The 22,251-nt window shown below is 73.8% G+C and carries 17 protein-coding genes and 1 riboswitch; of the genes, 8 read left to right on the forward strand and 9 right to left on the reverse strand.

From position 1 onward, the window contains the following. On the forward strand, window positions 1-4,524 hold the full coding sequence (locus K8Z49_RS10070) for a beta-ketoacyl synthase N-terminal-like domain-containing protein (protein WP_412518331.1): 4,524 nt from the start codon (window positions 1-3) through the stop codon (window positions 4,522-4,524). A 3-nt stretch (window positions 4,525-4,527) separates the two neighbouring features. Here K8Z49_RS10070 and K8Z49_RS10075 read toward each other — a convergent pair whose 3' ends face one another. The 6 genes from K8Z49_RS10075 to K8Z49_RS10100 all read right to left on the reverse strand — a co-directional run bounded on the left by K8Z49_RS10075 (window position 4,528) and on the right by K8Z49_RS10100 (window position 9,931). Next, on the reverse strand, window positions 4,528-4,974 hold the full coding sequence (locus K8Z49_RS10075) for a response regulator transcription factor (RefSeq protein WP_200871915.1): 447 nt from the start codon (window positions 4,972-4,974) through the stop codon (window positions 4,528-4,530). A 310-nt stretch (window positions 4,975-5,284) separates the two neighbouring features. Beyond that, window positions 5,285-5,935, reverse strand: a complete 651-nt coding sequence (locus tag K8Z49_RS10080; protein WP_021595795.1) for a DUF1990 family protein — start codon at window positions 5,933-5,935, stop codon at window positions 5,285-5,287. After that, window positions 5,932-7,371 carry a DUF1990 family protein gene (locus K8Z49_RS10085; RefSeq protein WP_146877447.1) on the reverse strand — a complete coding sequence of 480 codons (1,440 nt, stop codon included), beginning with the start codon at window positions 7,369-7,371 and terminating at the stop codon, window positions 5,932-5,934. Before K8Z49_RS10085 ends, K8Z49_RS10080 begins: the two co-directional genes overlap by 4 nt. Before the next feature lie 81 nt (window positions 7,372-7,452). Further along, complete coding sequence (locus K8Z49_RS10090; RefSeq protein ID WP_021595797.1) at window positions 7,453-7,923, reverse strand: hypothetical protein; 471 nt, start codon at window positions 7,921-7,923, stop codon at window positions 7,453-7,455. A gap of 79 nt (window positions 7,924-8,002) precedes the next feature. Next, window positions 8,003-8,575 carry a DUF4240 domain-containing protein gene (locus K8Z49_RS10095; protein WP_021595798.1) on the reverse strand — a complete coding sequence of 191 codons (573 nt, stop codon included), beginning with the start codon at window positions 8,573-8,575 and terminating at the stop codon, window positions 8,003-8,005. A 27-nt stretch (window positions 8,576-8,602) separates the two neighbouring features. Next, window positions 8,603-9,931 carry a cytochrome P450 gene (locus K8Z49_RS10100; RefSeq protein WP_021595799.1) on the reverse strand — a complete coding sequence of 443 codons (1,329 nt, stop codon included), beginning with the start codon at window positions 9,929-9,931 and terminating at the stop codon, window positions 8,603-8,605. Between the two features lie 129 nt (window positions 9,932-10,060). On the opposite strand from K8Z49_RS10100, the gene K8Z49_RS10105 reads away from it, so the two are divergent. Next, complete coding sequence (locus tag K8Z49_RS10105) at window positions 10,061-10,879, forward strand: SAM-dependent methyltransferase (protein ID WP_033332864.1); 819 nt, start codon at window positions 10,061-10,063, stop codon at window positions 10,877-10,879. A gap of 103 nt (window positions 10,880-10,982) precedes the next feature. Here K8Z49_RS10105 and K8Z49_RS10110 read toward each other — a convergent pair whose 3' ends face one another. Both K8Z49_RS10110 and K8Z49_RS10115 read right to left on the reverse strand, forming a co-directional pair. Beyond that, window positions 10,983-11,828, reverse strand: coding sequence for an LLM class F420-dependent oxidoreductase (locus K8Z49_RS10110; protein ID WP_021595801.1), 846 nt, complete (start codon window positions 11,826-11,828; stop codon window positions 10,983-10,985). A gap of 49 nt (window positions 11,829-11,877) precedes the next feature. Continuing rightward, a complete protein-coding gene (locus K8Z49_RS10115) occupies window positions 11,878-12,786 on the reverse strand; it encodes a class I SAM-dependent methyltransferase (protein ID WP_021595802.1) in 909 nt (302 codons plus the stop codon). 192 nt (window positions 12,787-12,978) lie between these two features. Then, a riboswitch (cobalamin riboswitch) is annotated at window positions 12,979-13,039 on the forward strand. A gap of 59 nt (window positions 13,040-13,098) precedes the next feature. On the opposite strand from K8Z49_RS10115, the gene K8Z49_RS10120 reads away from it, so the two are divergent. The 6 genes from K8Z49_RS10120 to K8Z49_RS10145 are packed head-to-tail and all read left to right on the forward strand — an operon-like array spanning window position 13,099 to window position 18,703. Further along, window positions 13,099-13,299 carry a CbtB domain-containing protein gene (locus K8Z49_RS10120; RefSeq protein WP_412518336.1) on the forward strand — a complete coding sequence of 67 codons (201 nt, stop codon included), beginning with the start codon at window positions 13,099-13,101 and terminating at the stop codon, window positions 13,297-13,299. A 1-nt stretch (window position 13,300) separates the two neighbouring features. Further along, window positions 13,301-14,047 (forward strand): CbtA family protein, encoded by a 747-nt coding sequence (locus K8Z49_RS10125; RefSeq protein ID WP_412518338.1) that lies wholly within the window; start codon window positions 13,301-13,303, stop codon window positions 14,045-14,047. 19 nt (window positions 14,048-14,066) lie between these two features. After that, window positions 14,067-14,612, forward strand: a complete 546-nt coding sequence (locus K8Z49_RS10130) for a histidine phosphatase family protein (protein WP_024935930.1) — start codon at window positions 14,067-14,069, stop codon at window positions 14,610-14,612. Further along, window positions 14,609-16,771, forward strand: coding sequence for a VWA domain-containing protein (locus K8Z49_RS10135; protein ID WP_412518340.1), 2,163 nt, complete (start codon window positions 14,609-14,611; stop codon window positions 16,769-16,771). The genes K8Z49_RS10130 and K8Z49_RS10135 overlap by 4 nt, the downstream gene beginning before the upstream one ends. Window position 16,772: 1 nt before the next feature. Next, window positions 16,773-17,375: a cob(I)yrinic acid a,c-diamide adenosyltransferase gene (gene cobO / locus K8Z49_RS10140; protein ID WP_111831348.1), complete on the forward strand. Its 603-nt coding sequence runs from the start codon at window positions 16,773-16,775 to the stop codon at window positions 17,373-17,375. Next, the gene (locus tag K8Z49_RS10145) at window positions 17,372-18,703 is read left to right on the forward strand and encodes a cobyrinate a,c-diamide synthase (RefSeq protein ID WP_412518342.1); all 1,332 of its coding nucleotides are present in this window, start codon (window positions 17,372-17,374) and stop codon (window positions 18,701-18,703) included. The genes cobO and K8Z49_RS10145 overlap by 4 nt, the downstream gene beginning before the upstream one ends. Here the strand turns inward: K8Z49_RS10145 and cobN are convergent. Then, a complete protein-coding gene (gene cobN, locus K8Z49_RS10150; protein WP_412518344.1) occupies window positions 18,658-22,248 on the reverse strand; it encodes a cobaltochelatase subunit CobN in 3,591 nt (1,196 codons plus the stop codon). The genes K8Z49_RS10145 and cobN overlap by 46 nt on opposite strands. Window positions 22,249-22,251 lie beyond the last annotated feature (3 nt).

Here is a 22,251-nt window from a genome sequence, read left to right on the forward strand (position 1 = left end):
ATGACCGACGACCTCATCGCGGTGGTCGGGATGGCCTGCCGGCTCCCGGGTGCGGGCGACCTTGAGGAGTACTGGGCCAACCTGGCCTCGGGCGTGGAGTCCCGCCCCTCTCCCCCGGCCGGCGGACCGCGGACCGGCCCGAGAACGCCGGACGCCGACCTGTTCGACGCCGACCTGTTCGGGATGACCGCCGACGAGGCGCGCCTCTGCGACCCGCAGACCCGGATCTTCATCGAGACCTGCCACGCGGCGCTGGAGAACGCGGGCTACGATCCGTTCGGCATCGACGAGTCCGCCGGCGTGTTCGGCAGCGCCGGACCGGCCGACCACCTCGCCACGCTCACGTCGTACACGCTCGACCTCCACGGGCCGAGCATGACGGTGCTCACCGCATGCTCGGGTTCGCTGGTCGCCGCCCACTTGGCGGCGCAGTCACTCCGGGCGGGCGATTGCGATCTGGCCATCGCGGGCGGCTCGGTGGTCGGCCCGCCGCTCGGCCACGGCCGGCGGACGGACGGCCTGCGGAGCACGACCGGCATGGTCTCCGGCAGCGGCGCCGGGGTCGTCGTGCTCCGCCGCCTGGCCGACGCCATCGCGGCTGGCGACGCCGTCAGGGCCGTCATCCGAGGCAGCGCCGTCAACAACGACGGCGCCGACAAGGCGTCGTTCAGCGCGCAGAGCGTCTCCTGGCAGGCGGCGGTCATCGCTGAGGCGATGGCGCTCGCCCGCGTACACCCGGCGGAGGTGGGGTACGTCGAGACGAACGCCACCGGCCGGCCGCTCGGCGACCCGGCCGAGGTGGGCGCCCTCGCGGAGGCCTTCGCGATGCTGGCCGACGACCGGCCGCCCCGCCCGGGCACCGTCATCGGCTCGGTGAAGTGCAACATCGGGCACCTCGCCACGATGACCGGCATGGCCGGACTGATCAAGACGGTGCTGATGCTGGAACGCGAGGCGATCGTACCGACGATCGGGATGACGCGGTCCGCTCCCCGGCCCGGCCTCGCCTCGGCCCCGTTCACGATCGCCACCGAGTTGCGCCACTGGCCCCGGGAGGCCGGCCGGCCACGCGTCGCGTCGGTGAGCGCGTCCGGCATCGGCGGAACCAACGTCCACATGGTGGTGGGCGATGTGCCCGACCCGGACCCGCTGCCCGCACCGGCGCCGGGCACCCCGCCCCATGTCGTCGTGCTGTCCACACGGTCCAACCGCGCCACCGAGGAGCTCCGGGCCGGGCTCGCCGGCCATTTCGCCACGCACGGCGACGAGCGTTTCGCCGACGCCGTGGCGACCCTGCAGCACGGCCGCACCGCACATCCCGTTCGGCTCGCCGCCGTGTGCACCGACTCCGTCGATGCGGCCAAGGCGCTGACCGACCCCGCCCGGCAGCTCACCGGTCGCGCCGGAGACGCGTCCACCGTGCTCCTGTTCTCCGGGATGGACACGCTCCCGCCGCGCGCGGCCATCGCCCTCTACGGGTCGGTCCGCGCCTTCACCGTGGCCATGGACGAGTGCCTGGAGCTGTTCGAACGGGCGGGTGCCCGGCGCCTTTACGACACCTGGCATGCCGACCGGCCGGCGACCGACCCCGCTGTGGTGGAGCCCCTCCTGTTCGCCATGCAATGCGCGTTGGACGCCATGTGGCGTGATTTCGGCGTCGAACCGCACGCCGTACTCGGATACGGCCTCGGTGAGATCACCGCGGCCACCGTCGCCGGCCTGCTCGACCTCCCCGCCGCGGTGGAGGCGGTATGCGCCCGCGCGATGGTCGGGTATCCGGGCGGCGACGCACGAGAGGCCGCCGCACGATGGGCGGCCGCCATCGCGGCGGCACCGGTCCAGCCACCGCGGGTACCGATCTACTCGGGGACGACCGGCCGGCGCGTCACCGACCTGGAGACCATCGATCCAGGGCTCCTGACCGGCCGATCCATGCGGCCCGAGCCGCTCGGCCAGGCGCTGCGCGCCGTGCTGGACCCGCCCGGCCGGCTGCTGCTGGACGTCGGACCCGGCACCGCGCTCGGCGACCCCGTGGCGGTCGACCCGCAGGCCCCCGTCGTGGCCGGGTCACCCGCGGGAAAGGAGGGGTTGGACGGCATCGCGCACGCCGTGGCGGAGCTGTGGGTCAACGGGGTGGAGGTCGACTGGGAAGCCGCCGGGCACCCGGCCCCGTCGCGGCGGGTGGCCCTGCCCGGCTATCCCTATCAGCGAGACCGATACCGGATCGACCCGCCAGACGACACCGGATCGCACGGCGGACCGCAGCGGCTCCAGGCCGTGGACACGGTCACGAGCGCCGGTACCGGCACCGGTGAGCCGTCCCCGTTCAGCACCGTGGAATGGATGCGCCGGCCCCGGCCTGAGACCGCGAACGGCGGCTCCGGAAACGCCCTCGTGCTGTCGCCCGACGACGGCGAGCAGGCCGAGCGCGTCCTGCTCGCCCTCCGGCTCGCCGGCTACCGGACGACGGTGGTCCGCCGCGGCGCGGGCTTCGCCGAGACGGACGCGGGGTTCGTCATCGGCGGGGCCGGCGATCTGCGGCGTGTCGGGCTCGTGATGGAGGAGAACGGCGAGCGGCCTGACGCCTTCGTCCACGCCGCCGGTCTGGCGGCGCCGCCGGCCGCCGGATCCACCCTCCTCCCCGCCCGCGTGGACGAGATGGCCGAGAGCCATGTCGCGTTCGCGGAGCTCGCGACCGGCCGGCGGTCCGGACCCGGCACGCCCACGTTCCACGTCCTCACCAACGGTGCGGTGGACATCTCCGGAGACGACCGGGTCGATCCCGCCAGAGCCGTGCTCCTCGGCCTGGCTCGCGACCTCCTCGGCGCCGCGTCCGGCATGCGCGGCGGCGTGATCGACATCGGCGACCGGGTGAGACGGGCGGACATCGCCGCGGAGCTCCGGCTCGGCCACCCGGCTCTCCTGGTGGCGCTTCGCGGACGGAACCGATGGCTGCCCGTCGGATGCCCGCTCGTGCTTCCCGCCACCGGATCCGACGTGCTTCGCGAAGGCGGCGTCTACGTGGTCACCGGTGGGCTCGACGGGCCGGGCCTCGCGGTCGCGCGGGCACTCGGCGACAGGCTGCGCGCCCGCGGCGTGGATCTGCACCCCCTCGCCGCCGACCTCGGCGACCGGGACGCCCTGCGCGGCGAACTGGCCGCGCTCACAGCACGGCTCGGGCCCGTCAACGGGCTGTTCCACCTCAGCCATGACGACGAACCGGCAACGATCTCACTCCCGGAAGCGGCCGCCGTCTCCGTCAGGAAGGCCCTGGGCTCGGCGAACCTCGCGGAGGTCTTCGCCGATGCGCCACCTCTCGACTTGACCGTGCTCTTCTCCGGCAGGACGGGCAGGCCCACGGACGCGGCGGGCGACGCCGTCCTCGACGCGATGGCGGTGCCCCCGCCGTCGTTCGGCCGCCCGGTCAGCATCAGTTGCCCGGTTCCGCCCGACCTCACACCGACCGACCTCACACCGACCGACACCGCACCGACCGACACGATGGCAGAGCCGGAGCTGCCGGCCGCGGCGATGACGTGGGAGATGGAGTTCAGCGCGAGCACCCACTGGACGCTCGACGAGCATCGGATGGGCCAGACTCCGGTGATGCCGGAGACCGCCTGGCTCGACCTCGTCATCAGACTGTTCGGCGAGAGGTCCGCCGATTCCGGCGCGGCGGTCGAGCTGCGTGACGTGGCCTTCCACGAGCCGTTCACCGTCCAGGGAACCCGCTCCGCACACGTGACGCTCGCCCCCTCCGACGGTGGGTACGAGTTCGCGATCAGGTCGACCGCCGAGGACGGCCGGGTCCCCCACGTGACCGGCTGGATCTTTGGGCACGACGGCAGCGCGCCCGTGGCCGATCTCGCGGCGCTCACCACCCGGATGACGGAGACCGGCCGGCGCGCGCACCTGCCGGAAGGGCATCCGTTCACGGTCGGCCCGCGCTGGCACAACGTGACGGCGACCGCCCAGGCCGGCCGGGAAAAGCTCGTGGCGGTCACGCTGATGAACGCGTTCGCAGCCGACATCTCGGAGCACCGGTTGCATCCCGCGCTCCTGGACACCGCGACCGCCGCCATGCTGGCGGCCGGCGAAGGCTCTCTCGCACCGGCGGCCATCGGGCGGATGCGGGTGTACGGCGACCTGCCGGCCGGTTTCCACAGCCACCTGCGCCGGGGGTCGTCGACGGCGACCCCGACGGCGACCGGCGATATCGAGCTGATCGCACCGGACGGCACCGTGCTCGTGAGCATCGATGGCTTCACCGTGCGGGAGCGCGCCACAGGTCACGGCCGGACCGGACCGGCGGCCACCGATGCCCGCCCCGCGAACCTGACGTCATCGCGGCCTGGCCTCGATCCGGTCGAATGCGCTCAGGTGGTGGTGCGGGCACTGGCCGGCCAGGCCGAGGGCGCGATCATCGTCAGTCCCGATGCGGGGCGGTGGCCGGCAGCAGACCCCGGAGAGGGAACCACGGCGCATCCGCCCGCCCCGGCCCGGCCGACCGGCAGGAACCGGTAGGGGTCAGCTCCGGAGCGCCAGCATCGCCGCCCTGGTCAGGTCGGCCTTGTTGCCGAGAGCCCACTTGGACCGGATGCGTTTGACGTAGGTGTCGACCGTGTGCCGGCTGATGCCCAGGCGGGTCGCGACCTGGTTGTGCGTGAATCCCCGTGCGATGAGCTTCAAGACCTGGTGCTCCCGCGAGGAAAGCGAACCGAGCCGCTGCGCCGGCTCCGGCGCGGCCGGCTCGGTGACCTCGGCGCCCTCCCAGAACCGCGCGCCCCGGGCCGCCCCCCGCACGGCCGAGACGAAGCTCGTGCCGTCCGCTTCGCGATTCACGCAGCCGCAGGCGTAGGCGGCGAGCGGCGTCGAACGGACCGCGAGGGCGTCATCGGTGACCAGGAGCAACGGTGGAGCCCCGAGGGAGAACGCCGAATCAGTCAACGCCTCGTGCGCGAGCGGGAGTGCCATCACGAGAACGTCCGCCCGCAACCACGATCCGACGCTCTGCAGATCCGAGTGAATCCCGGTCACCGTGATTCCGTTCTGGCCGAGCAAGACGGAAAGGCCGTTCGCATAGATCGGCATGTTGTCGAATAGCTCAACTCTGATCACGCGCGCCCTTCCTCCCCGAGGTTACGCAGCTCAAGGGCCGGTGGCAGTCTGCCACCATCCGCTTTCAGATCCGCTTCACCGCTTGTGCAGGTGAGCGCCGTCTAGGCGTATTGACCGCTCGATGCGGGGGAGGCCGCGGAAGGCGGCCTTCTCGGGGTGGACTGCATCATGCCCGGTCTGCGGGTTCTGCTTTGAGGGCGGCGGCGGTGAGGGTCTCCATGCGGCGGCACGCTCGCCTGTAGAACCTGAGCTGTGTCGCGCGGCCGAAGAGGACGAAGCCGAGACGCACGATCGGGTTCGGGATGGACGCCCGCTGCGAGAAGCCGTGGACGTGGAACTCCACCTCCCCCGTGTCGAGCCACTTGCGCACTTCCTGGTCCATCTGGCCGCGTTCGAGGTGGCCCTGCAGCGTCCGGTAGTTCCAGCCCCACACCCGTGCGCGGCGGCCGTCCACGTCGACGACCCCGTCGACGACGCCTCCGACGCGGAGGCCGAGGTAGAAGCGCAGCCCGTAGAACCGGCCTTCGAGCAGCATGTCGCGGCCCGGCTCCGGAGGTCCCGAGCGGCAGATCTCCCGGATGATGCCCGGGTCGGCGTACTCGTAATTCCGGACCAGGTGGCGGGCGATCTCCCAGCTCCCTCCCTCGACCGGCGGGCCGGGCGGCTCCGGCGGCAGCGGCTGCCGGAAGTCGTCGAGGTGCCAGCCCCGCTCCGGGCGGTTCATGTCGTGCCGGTCCGGGTCGAAGTTGAGGGGAAGCCGGTGCAGGCCGGCGTGGCGCCGGCGCATCCGCCGCTCGACGCGGGTCCTCGTCCTCATCGGGTCCTCTCCGGCGGGCGCGACCGCTCCGGGCGTCCATGCCCGGCACGGCGGGCCGCATTCTGCACGGCGGTGTAGGTGACGCCGCGCGCCTGCTGGAGAAGCCCCGCGGGAGGCAGTCCCCATATGGGGTTGAGGACGGGGTTGAAGCGCATCGGCTCGCCGTCGTCCAGTGCGGGCCCCTGGATCCGCAGTTCGCCGAACCGCTCCCAGCGGCCGAACTCGGTGGCCGCCACCAGGTCCAGCAGCAGCGGCCGCTCGTCCAGGGCGCGCGCCAGGGAGACGAGATCGGCGGGAACGTCCGAGCCTCGTCGCGCCACGGCGCCCAGCAGGACCCGGCGGTCGCCGGCGCGATACGCGAGCAGGGAACCGTAGAACGCCGGGCTCCACCTGGTCGCGGGTCGGAGCAGGTGGCGGCCCAGCCGGGTCCGTCCGGTCGTCGCCAGCAGCAGCTCCGCGTCTTCTGACTGTGGCTGCCGCCATCGGAGCGCCAGGCCCAGTACGTCCGGGAGCAGGGGAGGCAGGCCGGCCGCTCGGGAGAGCCGTGCGCGGCCGCGCAGCTCGGTGTGGTCGTCGAGGAACGGGACGCCCCAGTACCGGGACGTCCCGTGCAGGGTCAGGGTGGCGTCGAACACCAGGCCCCGGGGATGCAGCGGCCGCTCGCGCAGCCGTGCCGCCAGGGCGAAGGGGCGGGCGAACGCGGCGGTGACCGCGCCGGCGACGAGCCGTTGCGGGCGCCCCGGACCCGAGACGTCCGCCCGCTCGGTCCGGACGTCCACGTCACCGATCATGCGGCCGCCCGACAGCTCGGCGACCCGGGCGCAGAAGTGCGTCCACATGTGCAGCTGCATCTCCTTGGCGATGCCCAGGCCCACGTAGAGCGCCTTCCCCAACCGGTCGGCGCTGCGCGCCCAGGACTCGATCGTGAAGACGACGTCGCCGTCCGGGAGGTCCCGGGCCCGGAACTCGATCTCCCCCGCCTCCAGGTGGCCCTGCAGCGTCGCGAACCGGAACGACTCCGGCGTCCGCTCCACCACCCGGACCGGGCAGTTCCACGGCCCCGGCATGTGGACCACGTACTCGTCCCCGGCCTCCAGCGGCCGGGAGGCCCCGACGGTCTTGTCGAAGACGGCGACCTCGACCGGCGAGGCCGCGTTGAGATCCTCGCCGAGGCGCTCGATCAGCTCGGCCGCGGTCAGCCGGCAGCCCGAGACGCGGACCGTGTAGCGCCGCTGGTAGACCGGCCCGGTGCCCTGCCGCGGGGCCTGGATCCGGTCCCCGCCGCGGCGCGGGATCCGCCTGATCTCCGACACGGCCCCGGTGCGGAGCCGTCCCCGCGGCACCCGGCGGGAGTTCCGCAGCCACCGCCACAGGGCGATGCCCATGCCCGCGGGCCAGCGCGCCGCCCGCGCGCGCCGCCGCCACCGTACTCGCACGGCGCCCCCCGATACCGTCGCGTGGGTGCCCGGCCTCCGCCGGGCCGACGGGCGTGGCCTACCCGGTCCGACCTGGCCGAATCACCGCGGCGGGCCGGTCTCGCCTTCCGGCGCGGCGGCGTGCTCCGGCAGGCCGCGCGTCCGCCGCCGCTCCTTCATCTCGGCCTCCTGGACGTGCCGCCGGCCTCCCGTGAGGCGGGCGCGCACCTCGCCCTCCAGCCGGTGGAACGCCTGGTAGTAGCCCTCGTCGTACTCCTCCACGAGCTGGAACGTCCAGCGGCCCCGCAGGACGTTGCGGCCGATCAGCTCCTCGGCGACCCGGCCCGCCAGGTCGCCGTGGCCCGCGGCGCGCAGGAGCTCCACGGCCTCGTCCAGTTGCCCGTCCGCCCGGCCGGTCAGCTGATGGAACGCGTACAGGTGACCCCGCGCGCACTCCGTGGTCTCCAGCGCCTCCGTCACGCGGCCGGCCGCGGCCACGGCGTCGTCACCGGCTCCCCGCGGCCTGAGATGGCGGTCCGCGGGACGGTCACCGGAACCTTCCTCTGCGATCATGCGTCACCTCTACCCCGCGGCGAGGGCTCTGCACGGCGCGGGCCGGACCGGCACCTACGCGACGGTGACGGCGGCGCGTTCAGCCGACGAAGAGCCCCGCGAGACGCGGGAGGTGCCGCCGCGTCTCGTCGTCGTCCTCGACGTCCCAGCTCTCCCCGGCCGGCTCCGCGGGACGCGTCATCCCGCGCACGGCCGTCTCCATGGCCGCGTCGAGGGAGCCGGTCTCGCCCCGCACCCTCCGGTAGGCGTCCGTGACCGGGCGGCTCAGCGACTCGAAGCCGATCCAGCCGCCCTCGTCGCGGCTCATCCGGACGACCACGGGCACTCCCGCCAGGGAGTCGGGGTCGGCCACGGCCCGCGTGAACGTCTCTCGCCCGAGCAGGATCAGCCCGTCGCGGAAGTCCATGAAGCCGTCGTCCCCGCAGCCCCCCTCGATGAGATAGGCGGCGTTCCACAGCGGCTGCCGGTACGCGGTGTCGGTCACCTCGATCGCCTTGGCATAGAAGTCGATGATCTGCGCCGCCTCCAGCCCGGTGAGGAGGTCCGTCAGCGCGCCGGGCAGCGGGTCATCGGGCGGGTTCCGGTCATCGGCACGGTCGCCCACCTCGGCGCGGGCCCGCTCGATGAGGCCCCACCAGTCATCGATCGTCACGGGCGGCGAGCCTAGCGGGCCCGGCCCTCACCGGGGAGTGAGGTTCATCCGGATGTCGTCGGCGGCCCAGAGGACGAAGCGCTCGATCGGGGTGATCGTCTGGCCGGGCGCGAGCTCGAAGCGGAAGCGCTTGAGCAGAATGGCCAGGACGAGCTCGGCCTCGACCATGGCCAGGGCCGCGCCCTCGCAGCTGCGCGGGCCGAGCCCGAACGGGATGTAGGCGAGGCGGGGGCGTCCGGCGGACGCCTCCGGGGTGAACCGGCCGGGGTCGAACCGTTCCGGGTCGGGCCAGTACTCGGGGTTCATGTGCACGGCCCAGAACGGATAGAAGATCGTCGTGCCCGCCGGGACGGTGTACTCGCCGAGCCGGAGGTCCTCGGTGGCCTCCCGCGCGCCGTAGGGGCCCGGCGGGTAGAGCCGCATGGCCTCCTTGACGACCGCGTCCAGACGGGCGAGCTTCCGGAGGTCGCCGTAGTCCGGGGCGGGACGGTCGCCGAGGACCTCGTCCACCTCGGCGGTGGCGCGCTCCGCCGCGTCCGGGTGCCGGGCCAGGAGGTACAGGGTCCACGAGATGGCGACGCCGGTGGTGTGGTGGGCGGCCAGCATGGTCATCAGGACGGTGTCGCGGATCCGCGCCGGGGACTCGCCGGCGGCGGCCAGGGCGGCGATCAGGTCGCTGCGGTCCGCGTCGTCCCGCCCGCGGTGCGCGGCGAGCACCTCGTCGGTGGTCGCGCGCAGGTAGGCCAGGGCCTCCTCGGCCCGGCGGGCCTCCTCGCCACCGGACGCGTCCGCCTGGCCCATGTAGTGGGTGAGGACGGTCTCGAACGCGGACACGACCCGTCCGGCGGACTCCTCGGACCCCAGGCCGCTGCCGAGCGCGTACTGGCAGATCATGCTCAGGGACAGCTCGCTGAGGTCCTTCTGGAGGGCGATCGGGCCGGCGGCCGCCCGCGCCGACCACCGGTCGGCCATGCCGGTCGCCAGCGCGGTGAACTGTGCGAAATGAGCCTCGTGCGAGGGGCGACCGGCCAGCACCGACAGCATCACCCGCCGCCACGGGCCGTGCTCGGCCGCCGGGATCGTCTGGAGGTTGCCCGACTCCTGGAGGGGCGCCAGGAACTCGAAGAGCTTCTCCGGACGCTTGTCGATCTTCGCGGTGGCCTCCAGCAGGACGGGGTCGGCGACCGACACCGCCAGGCCCGCGCCGGGCAGCGGGAAGCGCACCACCGGCCCGTACTCGCCGTGCAGTTCGAGCTGGTAGTTGTGCAGCCCGCCGGCGGCCGCGATGGCGGCGCCGCCGTCGTCCTCGGTGGGCGGTCCGGGGATTTGCGATGCTGTGCTGGCGTCGCCTGGCATTTGCGCTCCCGCGTACAGATCTCGGCTTCGGTTGTACCCGAGTTGATCACAATGCTTACATGTTGGGGGACGAATCGCGATAAGTCCGAAGCCGGACACGATCCGCCCACGAGAGGCCGGGAGGAGATGATGGACGGCATCGATGTGAATACGCCGAACGTCCCGCGAATGTACGACTACCTCCTCGGCGGCAAGGACAACTATGCCGCCGACCGGGAGGCCGTGGAAGAGGTGGTCCGGCATGCTCCGGACACGCCGTTCATGGCGCGCGAGAACCGCGCCTTCCTGCGGCGCGCGGTGCGTTTCCTGGCCGAGTCCGGCATCCGCCAGTTCATCGACATCGGCTCGGGGCTGCCCACCCAGGGCAACGTGCACGAGATCGCCCACCAGGTCGCGCCCGACGCCCGCGTCGTCTACGTCGACCGGGAGCCGGTCGTGCTGGCCCACGGGCGGGCGCTGCTGGCCGCCACGCCGGAGGTGACGGTCATCCAGGGCGACGCCCGGCGGCCCGGCGAGATCCTGGAGGATCCGGAGCTGAACGCGCTCATCGACTTCGACCGGCCGGTCGCGGTGCTGATGCTGGCGGTGCTCCACTTCATCGGCGACCACGACGACCCGCCCGGCATCGTGGCGCGACTGCGCGACGCCGTCGTCCCCGGGAGCTACCTGGCCGTGTCGCACGTGACCGGCGACTTCGACACCGACAGCCGGGTCCGGGACGCGGGCGCGGTATACGAAAAGGCCACGTATCAGATCACCCTGCGCGCCCGCGCGGAGATCGCGCGCCTGTTCGACGGCTTCGAACTCGTCGATCCGGGACTCACCACTTTGTCGATGTGGCGTCCGGACCCGGGTTCGACCGTTCCACTCCGGGCCGACCGCCAATGGTGCTATGCCGGTGTCGGACGCAGGGTGAGCCCCGGCGAGGACGAGTCGGGCCAAGCCTGAGCAATTTGGTTGAAGTTTGTAATTCTTGCTTCGACTGGGTTTGACCAGTTCCCTCAACAGGAGGGAAAGTGCTCCCTTCCCGGGGCTCCAGAGACGCCGGAGGTCAGAGGCCGAGGCGCCGGGCGTGCCGGCCGAGGAAGGCGACGACCTCGTCGGCGGGCTTGTCCGGCAGACCCCACATGATCTCGGTGACGCCGGCCTCCTCCCATGCCGCGATGTCCTCGGGCGAGGGGCGCATCGCGGCCAGGACGGAGATCTCCGGCCGGCCGGTCCGCCCCGCGTCGCTCCAGGCCGCCTGGAACTCGGCGGCCTTGGGCAGGATGTCGCGCTCGATCGGGGTGGTGATCCAGCCGTCGGCGTGGGCGGCGATCCAGGCGAACGTCTTCGGCCCGCCGCCCGCGCCGATCAGCAGCGGGATGTGCGGCTGGACGGGCTTGGGCCAGGCCCAGGACGGGCCGAACGAGACGAACTCCCCGGCGTAGGACGCCTGCTCCTCGGTCCACAGCGCGCGCATCGCCTCGACGTACTCGCGCAGCACCGTCCGGCGCTTGCCCGCGGGGACGTGGTGGTCGGCGAGTTCGTCGGTGTTCCACCCGAACCCGGCGCCGACCGTGACGCGCCCGCCGGACAGGTGGTCGAGCGTGGCGATGGCCTTGGCGAGCGTGATCGGGTCCGACTCCACCGGCAGCGCCACCGCGGTCGCGAGCCGGATCGTGGACGTGACGGTGACCGCGGACGCCAGCGAGACCCACGGGTCCAGCGTGCGCATGTAGCGGTCGTCGGGCAGCGTCTCGTCACCCGTGCCCGGATGCGCCGCATCGCGCTTGACCGGGATGTGCGTGTGCTCGGGCACGTAGAAGGTGTGGAACCCGTTCTCCTCTGCGGCCTTCGCGGCGGCGGCGGGCGTGATGCCCCTGTCACTGGTGAAGAGCACGATGCCGTGTCGCATGCGTCCGATACTAGAACGCGTTCTATCGACGCGGAGCCCGGATCCCGCTCTACGGTTCGCGGCCGCCGCGCACGGCCCGCGGGAGGGCGGTCAGCTTCCGGCCGACCTTGAAGCTGACCGAGCCGCGGACGGCTTCCAGCTCGTGCCTGGCGCGGGCCAGCTTCTCCTCCGTGCGGGCCAGCCGCTGCTCGGCCTGGGCGAGCCGCTCCTTCAGCTTGGCGCCATCGTTCTTCTTCTTCGCCGCCTTGCCCTTGATGCGGACGAGCGGCCGCCCGGCGACCTCCTGGACCTCGTGCCAGACGTCCTCCCGGCCGCGCAGCCACTCCAGGAGCTCGTCCTGGACGGTGGCGGAGTCGCCCCAGGTGCCGTAGAGCTTCTGGGTCGTCACGCAGATCGGGCGAAGCCCGTCGACGGCCACCGCCTCCCAGACCGCGGCGGAGACGCCGGGGGTGTGCTCGGACCGGTAGTCGTCGCACACGATGAGCCCGCCGGAGGGGAGCATGACGTGCGCGGCCCGGATGTCGCCGTTCACGTGCTCGTACAGGTGGGACGCGTCCACGTGCACGAACCGGCAGGTCTCGGGCTGGACGTGGTCGAGGATGAGCGACGTGGGGCCTTGGATGATCTCCGGGAGCTCATCGTGGAACGCGCGGTAGTTGGACTCGAACCCCCTGCGGGTCAGGGTGGAGTACGAGCCCTCCATCTCCGCCTGGTTGGAGTCGTCCGGTGCGTCGGAGTCGAACAGGTCGCACACCGTGAAGGTCTCGCCCTCGCGCAGGTGCCGCCCCATGAGGATGGCGCTCTTGCCGAGGTAGGAGCCGAGCTCCACGAGGTCGCCCCGCTGCCCCATGCGTTCCTGGCGTTCCAGGAACCAGGTGAAGAGCAGCTGGTCGACCTTGGGGAACCACCCCTTGACGTCGTCGAGCGACGCGGGCCGCCCGGTGTCTTGGCTGATCATGTACGACTCCATCGTCATCGTGTTTCGGGAGCGACGGGACACGAAGCACCGAAGCCGTCATGGTAGGTGAACGGAGCGTCATGACCACAATCGCGGTATCGGTCAGGGTGGACGACATCGACAGTGGACGACATTGACAGCGGTGTCCACGGCGCCGTACGGTTCGGCTGATTCACGGTCGCCCGAGGGAAATCCGGTGAGATGCCGGTGCGGACGCGCCACTGTATCCGGGACGCGGATCCCGGGAGCCAGGTCGCTCGGGTGATCGCGACCTCATTGTCCGGGACGCGCTAGATCCCCTACGGAGGCACCGTGAGCACTGCGTCCGCACGCAGCATGCCCGCTCGCACCATCCCCCTTAACCGAATCGTTCCCTGGCTGCTCGCGGTCCCCGTGCTGCTGCTGCTCGGCTACCTCGTCCTGATGGACAACGGCGCCGTGTCGCAGACCGGCGGCTACCTCCACGAGCTGATGCACGACGGGCGGCACCTGCTCGGCGTGCCCTGCCACTGACATGGTGCGCACCCTGCTGGTCAGGGGCCTGCTGCTGGGCCTGCTGGCCGGTCTCGTCGCGGGCGTCTTCGCCTTCACGGCCGGTGAACCCCGGATCGACGAGGCGATCGCGCTGGAGAACGCCGCCGCCGCGCACGAGCACGGCGGCGCCGTCCACGAACACGGCGCCGGGGCGGGCCACGAGCACGGCGAAGAGGTGAGCCGGGGCACGCAGAAGGCCGGGCTGTTCCTCGCCACCGGGCTCTACGGGCTCGCCGCCGGCGGCGTGTTCGCGCTCGTGTTCGCGGCCCTGCGGGGGCGTGTCGGCCCGCGGTCGGACGGCGGGCTCGCGCTCGCCGCCGCCGGGACCGCCTTCGCCGCCGTCATCCTCGTCCCGTTCCTCAAGTACCCGGCGAACCCGCCGGCGGTGGGCGACCCGGAAACGATCAACAGCCGGACCGTGCTGTACCTGGCGATGATCGGGGTCGGGCTGCTCTCGGCCGCCATCGCGGTGACCACGGCGCGGCGCGTGCCGGGCGGGCCGTGGGCGCGCTGGCCCGCGGCCGTGCTCGCGTTCCTCGTCCCGGTGGTCGTGGCGTCGCTGCTGCTCCCGGGGGTCGACGAGGTGCCGGACGGTTTCCCGGCCACGCTGCTGTGGCGGTTCCGCATCACCTCGCTCGGGACGCAACTGGTGTTCTGGGCGTCGTTCGGCACGCTCTTCGGATGGTTCTGCGACCGGGCCGCGCGTCCCGCGCCGGCCCCGGCGTGAGCGGGCCCGCCTGAACGGGGTGCTGTTCGTCCGGCACGCGACGTCGGCGGGGATGCGGGAGGCCCGCTTCCCCGCCGGCGCCGCCGCCGACCCGTCCGCGCTGGCCAGGGCGCGGGCGCTCGCCGGGCGGCTGCCGGACGGCGCGTGCTGGACGTCCCCCGCGCCGGCCGCACGGGAGACGTGCGCCGCGCTCGGGCTCGACGCCCGCGCCGAGGCGGCCCTCGCCGAGGCCGACCACGGCCGGTGGGCGGGCACCGCCTACGCGCGGGTGGCCGCCCGCGAGCCGGACGCGCTCGCGTCCTGGCTGGCGGACCCGCACGCCGCCCCGCACGGCGGCGAGAGCCGGGCGGACCTCGCGGCGCGGGTCGGCGCGTGGCTCGGCACCGGGCCGTCCGGCGTCGCCGTCTGCGACGCGGGCGTCATCCGGGCCGCGCTCGCCCACGCGCTCGGCATCGGCGTCCTCGCGGCCGACCGGATCGATCTCGCGCCGCTGTCCACCACAAGGCTGACCGCCGCCCGGGACGGCTGGCGGGTCGCACACGTCAACCGGAAGGTCTCGGAGTGAACGCCACCTATCCGTTCAGCGCCGTCGTCGGGCTGGACGACCTGAAGCTGGCGCTGCTGCTGAACGCCGTCTCACCGCGGGTGGGCGGCGTGCTGGTGCGGGGCGAGAAGGGCACCGCCAAGTCGACGATCGTGCGGGCGCTGGCCGCGCAGCTGCCCGCCGTGGACACCGTGGCGGGCTGCCGGTTCGCGTGCGACCCGGCGGCGCCGGACCCGTCCTGCCCGGACGGGCCGCACGAGGCGGGCGGACCCGCCGAGCGGCGGCCGTCCGCGCTGGTGGAGCTGCCGGTCGGCGCGTCCGAGGACCGGCTCGCCGGGTCGCTGGACGTCGAGCGGGCCCTGACGGAGGGGGTGAAGGCGTTCGAGCCGGGGCTGCTCGCGGCGGCGCACCGGGGCGTCCTGTACGTCGACGAGGTGAACCTGCTGCACGACCACCTGGTGGACCTGCTGCTGGACGCCGCCGCCCTCGGCACCTGCTACGTCGAGCGCGAGTCGGTGTCGGTCCGGCACGCCGCCCGGTTCCTCCTGGTGGGCACGATGAACCCGGAGGAGGGCGAGCTGCGTCCCCAGCTCCTCGACCGGTTCGGGCTGACCGTCGAGGTGAGGGCGTCCAGGGATCCGAAGGAACGCGCCGAGGTCGTCCGGCGGCGGCTGGCGTTCGAGGCGGACCCCGCCGCGTTCGCCGCACGGTGGGCGGACGCGGAGGCCGCCCTCGCCGGGCGCATCGGCGCCGCGCGGGAGCGGCTGGAGGGCGTCCGGCTCCCGGACCGGCGCCTCGAACAGATCGCGGCGGTGTGCGCCGGGTTCGAGGTCGACGGGCTGCGCGCCGACCTGGTCACGGCCAACGCCGCCCTCGCGCACGCCGCCTGGCTTGGACGGGACGTGGTGACGGCCGACGACGTGCGCGCGGCGGCCCGGCTGTCGCTCCCGCACCGGCGCCGCCGCGACCCGTTCGACGCACCCGGCCTGGACGAGTCCCTGCTCGACGAACTCCTGAACAGCACGTCACCCGACGACGACCCACCACCCGACGGCCCCGCACCAGAAGGCGACACCCCGCCGGGAAACGAACCCGAGCAAGAGAACGCCCCCACGCAGGAGAGCGACACCGCCCAGGGAAACGGCACCACACAGGAGGGCGACACCTCACGAGGCAAGGATCCCGCGCAGGGACAGGACGCCACGCGGAGGAACGACCCCACCTTGAGAAACGACCCCGCGTGGAGGAACAACCCCGCGTGGGGCGACGACGGCGTGTGGGGCGGCGGTGATTCGGGGGGTGACGGCTCGGAGCGGGGCGCGGCGCCGGGTGAGGGCGGCGTGTCGGGTGAGGGGGCCGCGGATGGGACGAGCGGTGCGAATGGGGGCGAGCGGGTTGCGGTGGTCATGGCGCCGTATGCGGTGCCGTTGTTGGAGATTCCGGGGGTTGGTGAGGGGATCGCGGGGAGGCGGTCGCGGGCGCGGACGCCTCGGGGGCGGGTCACCGGGGCGCGGCGCCCGGACGCGCGGGTTCGCGACCCGCACGTGGTCGCGACGCTGCTGGCCGCCGCGCCGCACCAGCGGGCGCGCGGCCGGGACGGCGCGGGCCTCGTGCTGCGGGCGGACGACCTGCGGGAGGCGGTCCGGGAGGGGCGCGAGGGCAACCTCGTGCTGTTCGTCGTGGACGCCAGCGGGTCGATGGCGGCCCGCCGCCGCATGACGACGGTGAAGACGGCCGTCCTCAGCCTCCTGCTGGACGCCTACCAGCGCCGGGACAAGGTCGGCCTGATCACGTTCCGGGGCCGGACGGCCGAGCTGGTCCTGCCCCCGACGTCGTCGGTCGAGGCGGGGGCGGCGCGGCTGCGGACGCTGCCGACCGGCGGGCGCACGCCGCTGGCCGCCGGGCTCGTCCGGGCGGCCGAGGTCCTGCGCGCCGAGCGGCTGCGGGACCCGGCGCGGCGCCCGCTGCTGGTGGTCGTCACGGACGGCCGGGCCACCGCGGGCGGCGACGTGGACCGGGCGGCGGGGCTGCTGGCGGGCACGGCGGGGATCGTCGTGGACTGCGAGTCAGGCCCGGTGCGGCTCGGCCTCGCGGGGCGGCTGGCGGTGCGGCTCGGGGCTCGGCTCCTCCCGCTGGACGACCTCGGCGGGGCCGTCCGCGATCACAGGAAGGCGGCCTGAGATGCCCCGGGGAAAGCCCGTGTCCGTCCCCGACGACGGCCTGACCACCCGGCAGCGCCGCAACCGGCCGCTGCTGATCGTCCACACCGGGCCGGGGAAGGGCAAGTCGACGGCCGCGTTCGGGATGGCACTGCGGGCGTGGAACCAGGGCTGGCCGGTCGGGGTGTTCCAGTTCGTGAAGTCGGCGAAGTGGCGCATCGGCGAGGAGCGGGCGCTGCGGGTGCTGGGCGAGAGCGGCGAGGGCGGTCCGGTCTCCTGGCACAAGATGGGCGAGGGCTGGTCGTGGATCCGGCGGCCCGGCACCGAGGCGGACCACGCGGCGGACGCGCGGGAGGGCTGGGAGCAGATCAAGCGGGACCTGGCCGCCGAGACGTACCGCTTCTACGTGCTGGACGAGTTCACCTACCCGCTCAAGTGGGGCTGGATCGACCTGGACGACGTGGTCGCCGCGCTGGCCGGGCGTCCCGGGAACCAGCACGTCGTCGTCACCGGCCGGGACGCCCCGGACCGGCTCGTCGAGGCCGCCGACCTGGTGACGGAGATGGGCAAGGTCCGGCATCCGATGGACGCCGGGCAGAAGGGCCAGCGGGGCATCGAGTGGTGATCCCCCGGCTGGTCGTCGCCGCTCCCTCGTCGGGGTCGGGGAAGACGACGGTCGCGACGGGGCTGATCGCGGCGCTGCGGGCGCGCGGGCTGAAGGTGTCGCCGCACAAGGTCGGCCCCGACTACATCGACCCCGGCTACCACGCGCTCGCGGCGGGGCGGCCGGGCCGCAACCTCGATCCCTGGCTGACCGGGGAAGACCGGGTCGGGCCGCTGTTCCTGCACGGTGCGGCCGGGTGCGACGTGGCGGTCGTCGAGGGGGTGATGGGCCTGTTCGACGGGCGCGGCGACACCGGGTTCGCGTCCACGGCGCACGTCGCGGAACTGCTCGCGGCGCCCGTGGTGCTGGTGGTCGACGCGGCGCGGCAGAGCCGGTCGGTGGCGGCGGTCGTGCACGGGTTCGCGACGTTCGAGCCGGGCGTGCGGATCGGCGGCGTGATCCTGAACCGGGTCGGCTCCGACCGGCACGAGGAGCTGTGCCGGAGCGCGCTGGAGGCGACGGGCGTGCCGGTGCTCGGCGCGATCCGGCGGGACGACGCGGTGGTCACACCGTCCCGGCACCTGGGGCTGATCCCGGCGGCGGAGCGGGGGCCGGCGGCCGTGTGGGCGGTGGAGCGGCTCGGTGAGCTGGTCGGCCGCTCCTGCGATCTGGACGCGCTGCTCCGGCTGGCGGGCACCGCTCCCCCGCTCGCGGGGACGGCGTGGGACCCGGCCGGCGAGGTCGTCCCGGTGAAGGGCGGCCCGGTCGTCGCGGTGGCGGGCGGGCCGGCGTTCACCTTCTCCTATGCGGAGCACGTGGAACTGCTGCGCGCGGCGGGCGCCGAGGTCGCCGTCTTCGATCCGCTGCGCGACGAGGGCCTCCCGGACGGGACGGGCGCGCTCGTCATCGGCGGCGGCTTCCCCGAGGTGCACGCCGCCGACCTCGCCGCGAACGCGCCGATGCTCGCGGAGGTCGCCGCGTTCGCCGGGCCGGTCGCCGCCGAGTGCGCCGGGCTGCTGTACCTGTGCGAGGAGCTCGACGGGCTGCCGATGTGCGGGCGGGTGCCGGGACGGGCGGCGATGACCTCCCGGCTGACGCTCGGGTACCGGGAGGCGGTCGCGGTGGCGGAGTCGCCGCTGACCCGTCCGGGCGAGCGGTTCCGGGGGCACGAGTTCCACCGGACGGCGCTGTCCACCGGCGCGGCACCGCTGTTCCGGTGGCGGGACGGGTCCGACGGGTTCGGGGACGACCGCGTCACCGCGTCCTACCTGCACCTGCACTGGGCCGGACATCCGGAGGCGGCTCAGCGGCTGGTGTCGTCCTCCAGGTCGCCCTCGGCCTTGAGGTAGACCTCCTGGAGGCCCTGGAGGATCTCCGGGTCGGGGTGCTCCCACATGCCTCGCTCGGCCGCCTCCAGGAGCCGCTCGGCGATGCCGTGCAGCGCCCAGGGGTTCGACTCCTCCATGAACGCGCGGTTCTCCTCGTCCAGGACGTAGGCGGCGGTGAGCCGGTCGTACATCCAGTCCGCCATGACGCCGGTGGTCGCGTCGTAGCCGAACAGGTAGTCGACGGTCGCGGCCAGCTCGAACGCGCCCTTGTACCCGTGCCGCCGCATGGCGGCGAGCCAGCGCGGGTTGACGACGCGGGCCCGGAAGATCCGCGCGGTCTCCTGCGACAGGGTCCGGGTGCGGACGGCGTCCGGGCGGGTGCTGTCCCCGACGTAGGCCTCCGGGGCCCTGCCGGTCAGCGCGCGGACGGTCGCGATCATGCCGCCGTGGTACTGGAAGTAGTCGTCGGAGTCGGCGATGTCGTGCTCGCGGGTGTCGATGTTCTTGGCCGCGACGGCGATCCGCCGGTAGGCGCTCTCCATGTCGGCGCGGGCGGGGACGCCGTCGAGGCCGCGCCCGTAGGCGTGGCCGCCCCACACCGCGTACACCTCGGCGAGGTCGGCGTCGTCGCGCCAGTTGCGGCTGTCGATGAGCGGGAGCAGCCCGGCCCCGTAGGCGCCCGGCGCGGACCCGAAGACGCGCAGCGTGGCCCGCCGGTCGTCCCCGTGCTGGGCGATGTCGGCCCGGACATGGGCCCGGACGTGGTTGTCGGTCTCGGGCTCGTCGAGCCCGGCGACGAGGCGGACGGCGTCGTCCAGCATCGCGACGACGTGCGGGAACGCGTCCCGGAAGAAGCCGCTGATGCGGACGGTCACGTCGATGCGCGGCCGGCCCAGCTCGGCGACCGGGATCGGCTCCAGCGCGGTGACGCGGCGGGACGCCTCGTCCCATTCCGGGCGGACGCCGAGCAGGGCCAGCACCTCGGCGACGTCGTCGCCCGCCGTGCGCATCGCGCTCGTCCCCCACACCGACAGGCCGACCGAGCGCGGCCATTCGCCGTGGTCGGCGCGGTAGCGGTCCAGCAGCGAGGCGGCCATCGCCTGCCCGGTCTCCCAGGCGAGCCGGCTCGGGACGGCGCGCGGGTCCACCGAGTAGAAGTTCCGCCCGGTCGGCAGGACGTTGACGAGCCCGCGCAACGGCGACCCGCTCGGGCCCGCCGGGACGTAGCCGCCGTCCAGCGCGTGCAGGACGTGGTCGAGCTCGTCGGGCGTCCGGGCGAGGCGCGGGACGACCTCGGACGCGGCGAACTCCAGCACGCGGGTCACGGGTTCGCGGCGGCCCTCCGGGAGGCCTTCGGCGACGCGGGCGGCTGCGTCCACGGTCCAGCCGGCGTCCTCCATGGCCTGGACGAGATCGCGAGCGGCGGCCTCGGCCGCGTCGACGTCGCCGAGGGCCTCGCCGCCGTCCTCGCTGAGGCCGAGCGCCTCGCGCAGGCCGGGGAGCGTCTCGCGTCCCGACCACACCTGGCGGGCGCGGAGCATGGCCAGGACCAGGTCGACGCGGGCCGCGCCCTCCGGTGCCTCGCCGAGGACGTGCAGGCCGTCGCGGATCTGCGCGTCCTTCACCTCGCACAGCCACCCGTCCACGTGCAGGATGAAGTCGTCGAACTCGGTGTCGTGGGGACGGTCGTCCAGCCCGAGGTCGTGGTCGAGTCGCGCGGCCTGGATGAGCGTCCAGATCTGCGCGCGGATCGCGGGCAGCTTCGCCGGGTCCATCGCGGCGATGGTCGCGTGCTCGTCGAGGAGCTGTTCGAGGCGGGCGATGTCGCCGTAGGTCTCGGCGCGGGCCATCGGCGGGACCATGTGGTCGACGAGGACGGCGTGCGCCCGGCGCTTGGCCTGCGTCCCCTCCCCCGGGTCGTTGACGAGGAACGGGTAGATCAGCGGGACGTCGCCGAGCGCGGCGTCGGTGCCGCACGACGCGGACATGCCCGCCGCCTTGCCGGGCAGCCACTCCAGGTTGCCGTGCTTGCCGACGTGGACGATCGCGTGCGCGCCGAACTCGTCCGCCAGCCACCGGTACGCGGCCAGGTAGTGGTGGCTCGGCGGCAGGTCGGGATCGTGGTAGATCGCGATGGGGTTCTGCCCGAAGCCGCGCGGCGGCTGCACCATGACGACGACGTTCCCGGCGCGGAGGGCGGCGAGCACGATGTCGCCGTCCTGGACGAACAGCTGCCCGGGAGGCGCGCCCCAGTGCAGCTCCGTCTCGCCCCGGAGCACCTCCGGGAGGGTGCGGTACCAGCGCTCGTAGGACGCCGCCGAGATGCGGACCGGATTGCCCGCGAGCTGCTCTTCGGTGAGCCAGTCCTCGTCCTGCCCGCCGGCCGCGATGAGCGCGTGGACGAGCGCGTCGCCGTCCTGCTCCCGGACGCCGGGGAAGCCCTCGCCGAGGTCGTAGCCGGCCTCGTCGAGCCGCGCCAGGAGCCGCACGGTGCTCGCCGGGGTGTCGAGTCCGACGGCGTTGCCCACGCGGGAGTGCTTCGTCGGGTACGCCGACAGCATCACCACGACGCGCCGCTCGGCGGGCGGGGTGTGCCGCAGGCGCCCGTGCCGGACGGCGATCCCGGCGACCCGCGCGGCCCGCTCCGGATCGGCCCGGTAGACGGTGAGGCCGTCCTCGCCGGTCTCCTTGAACGAGAACGGGACGGTGATGATCCGCCCGTCGAACTCGGGGATCGCGACCTGCGACGCGGCGTCCAGCGGGGACAGGCCGTCGTCGCTCGCCTCCCACTCGGCGCGGCTCGTCGTGAGGCAGAGCCCCTGGAGGATCGGGACGTCCAGCGCGGCCAGCGCGCCCACGTCCCACGCCTCGTCGTCGCCCCCGGCCCCGGCCGTCGCGGGCCTGGTCCCGCCCGCCGCGAGGACGGTCACGACCAGCGCGTCCGCCTCCCGGAGCGTGTCGAGCAGTGCGGGCTCCGCCGTGCGGAGCGACGAGCAGAACACGGGAAGCGCCCGCCCGCCGGCGTCCTCGACGGCGTCGCACAGGGCCTCGACGAAGTCGGTGTTCCCGGCCATGTGGTGGGCGCGGTAGTAGAGCACGCCGATCACGGGCCCGTCACCGCCGCGGGTCTCGCGCTCGACCCGTCCCCAGGCGGGCGCCGGCCGCGGCGGCGCGAACCCGCGTCCGGTCAGCAGCACCGTGTCCGACAGGAACGCGTGCAGTTCGGCGAGGTTGGCGGGACCGCCGTGGGCGAGGTAGGCGTGCGCCTCGGCGCAGACGCCGCCGGACACCGTCGACAGTTCCATCAGTTCCGCGTCGGGGGCCTGCTCGCCGCCGAGGACGACGACCGGCCGGGGCCCCGCGAGCAGGGCGTCGAGCCCGTCCTCCCACGCCCGCCGCCCGCCGAGCAGGCGCACCACGACGAGAGCCGTTCCCTCGACCAGCCCGGGCAGATCGTCCACGGCGAGCCGCGCCGGGTTGCCCAGCCGGTAGTCGGCTCCGGACGCGCGAGCGCTCAGCAGATCGGTGTCGGACGTCGACAGCAGCAGCACGGTGCCAGCGGACACGGC

Source organism: Actinomadura madurae, from assembly GCF_047130825.1.
GTDB classification, from domain to species: Bacteria; Actinomycetota; Actinomycetes; order Streptosporangiales; family Streptosporangiaceae; genus Spirillospora; species Spirillospora madurae.

Bases quoted from the DNA above. Each gene is read 5' to 3' on its own strand.
- K8Z49_RS10070 (WP_412518331.1), top strand. From the start codon at position 1: ATGACCGACGACCTCATCGCGGTGGTCGGGATGGCCTGCCGGCTCCCG.
- K8Z49_RS10075 (WP_200871915.1), bottom strand. From the start codon at position 4,974: ATGGCACTCCCGCTCGCGCACGAGGCGTTGACTGATTCGGCGTTCTCC.
- K8Z49_RS10080 (WP_021595795.1), bottom strand. From the start codon at position 5,935: ATGAGGACGAGGACCCGCGTCGAGCGGCGGATGCGCCGGCGCCACGCC.
- K8Z49_RS10090 (WP_021595797.1), bottom strand. From the start codon at position 7,923: ATGATCGCAGAGGAAGGTTCCGGTGACCGTCCCGCGGACCGCCATCTC.
- K8Z49_RS10100 (WP_021595799.1), bottom strand. From the start codon at position 9,931: ATGCCAGGCGACGCCAGCACAGCATCGCAAATCCCCGGACCGCCCACC.
- K8Z49_RS10105 (WP_033332864.1), top strand. From the start codon at position 10,061: ATGGACGGCATCGATGTGAATACGCCGAACGTCCCGCGAATGTACGAC.
- K8Z49_RS10110 (WP_021595801.1), bottom strand. From the start codon at position 11,828: ATGCGACACGGCATCGTGCTCTTCACCAGTGACAGGGGCATCACGCCC.
- K8Z49_RS10115 (WP_021595802.1), bottom strand. From the start codon at position 12,786: ATGATCAGCCAAGACACCGGGCGGCCCGCGTCGCTCGACGACGTCAAG.
- K8Z49_RS10125 (WP_412518338.1), top strand. From the start codon at position 13,301: ATGGTGCGCACCCTGCTGGTCAGGGGCCTGCTGCTGGGCCTGCTGGCC.
- cobO (WP_111831348.1), top strand. From the start codon at position 16,773: ATGCCCCGGGGAAAGCCCGTGTCCGTCCCCGACGACGGCCTGACCACC.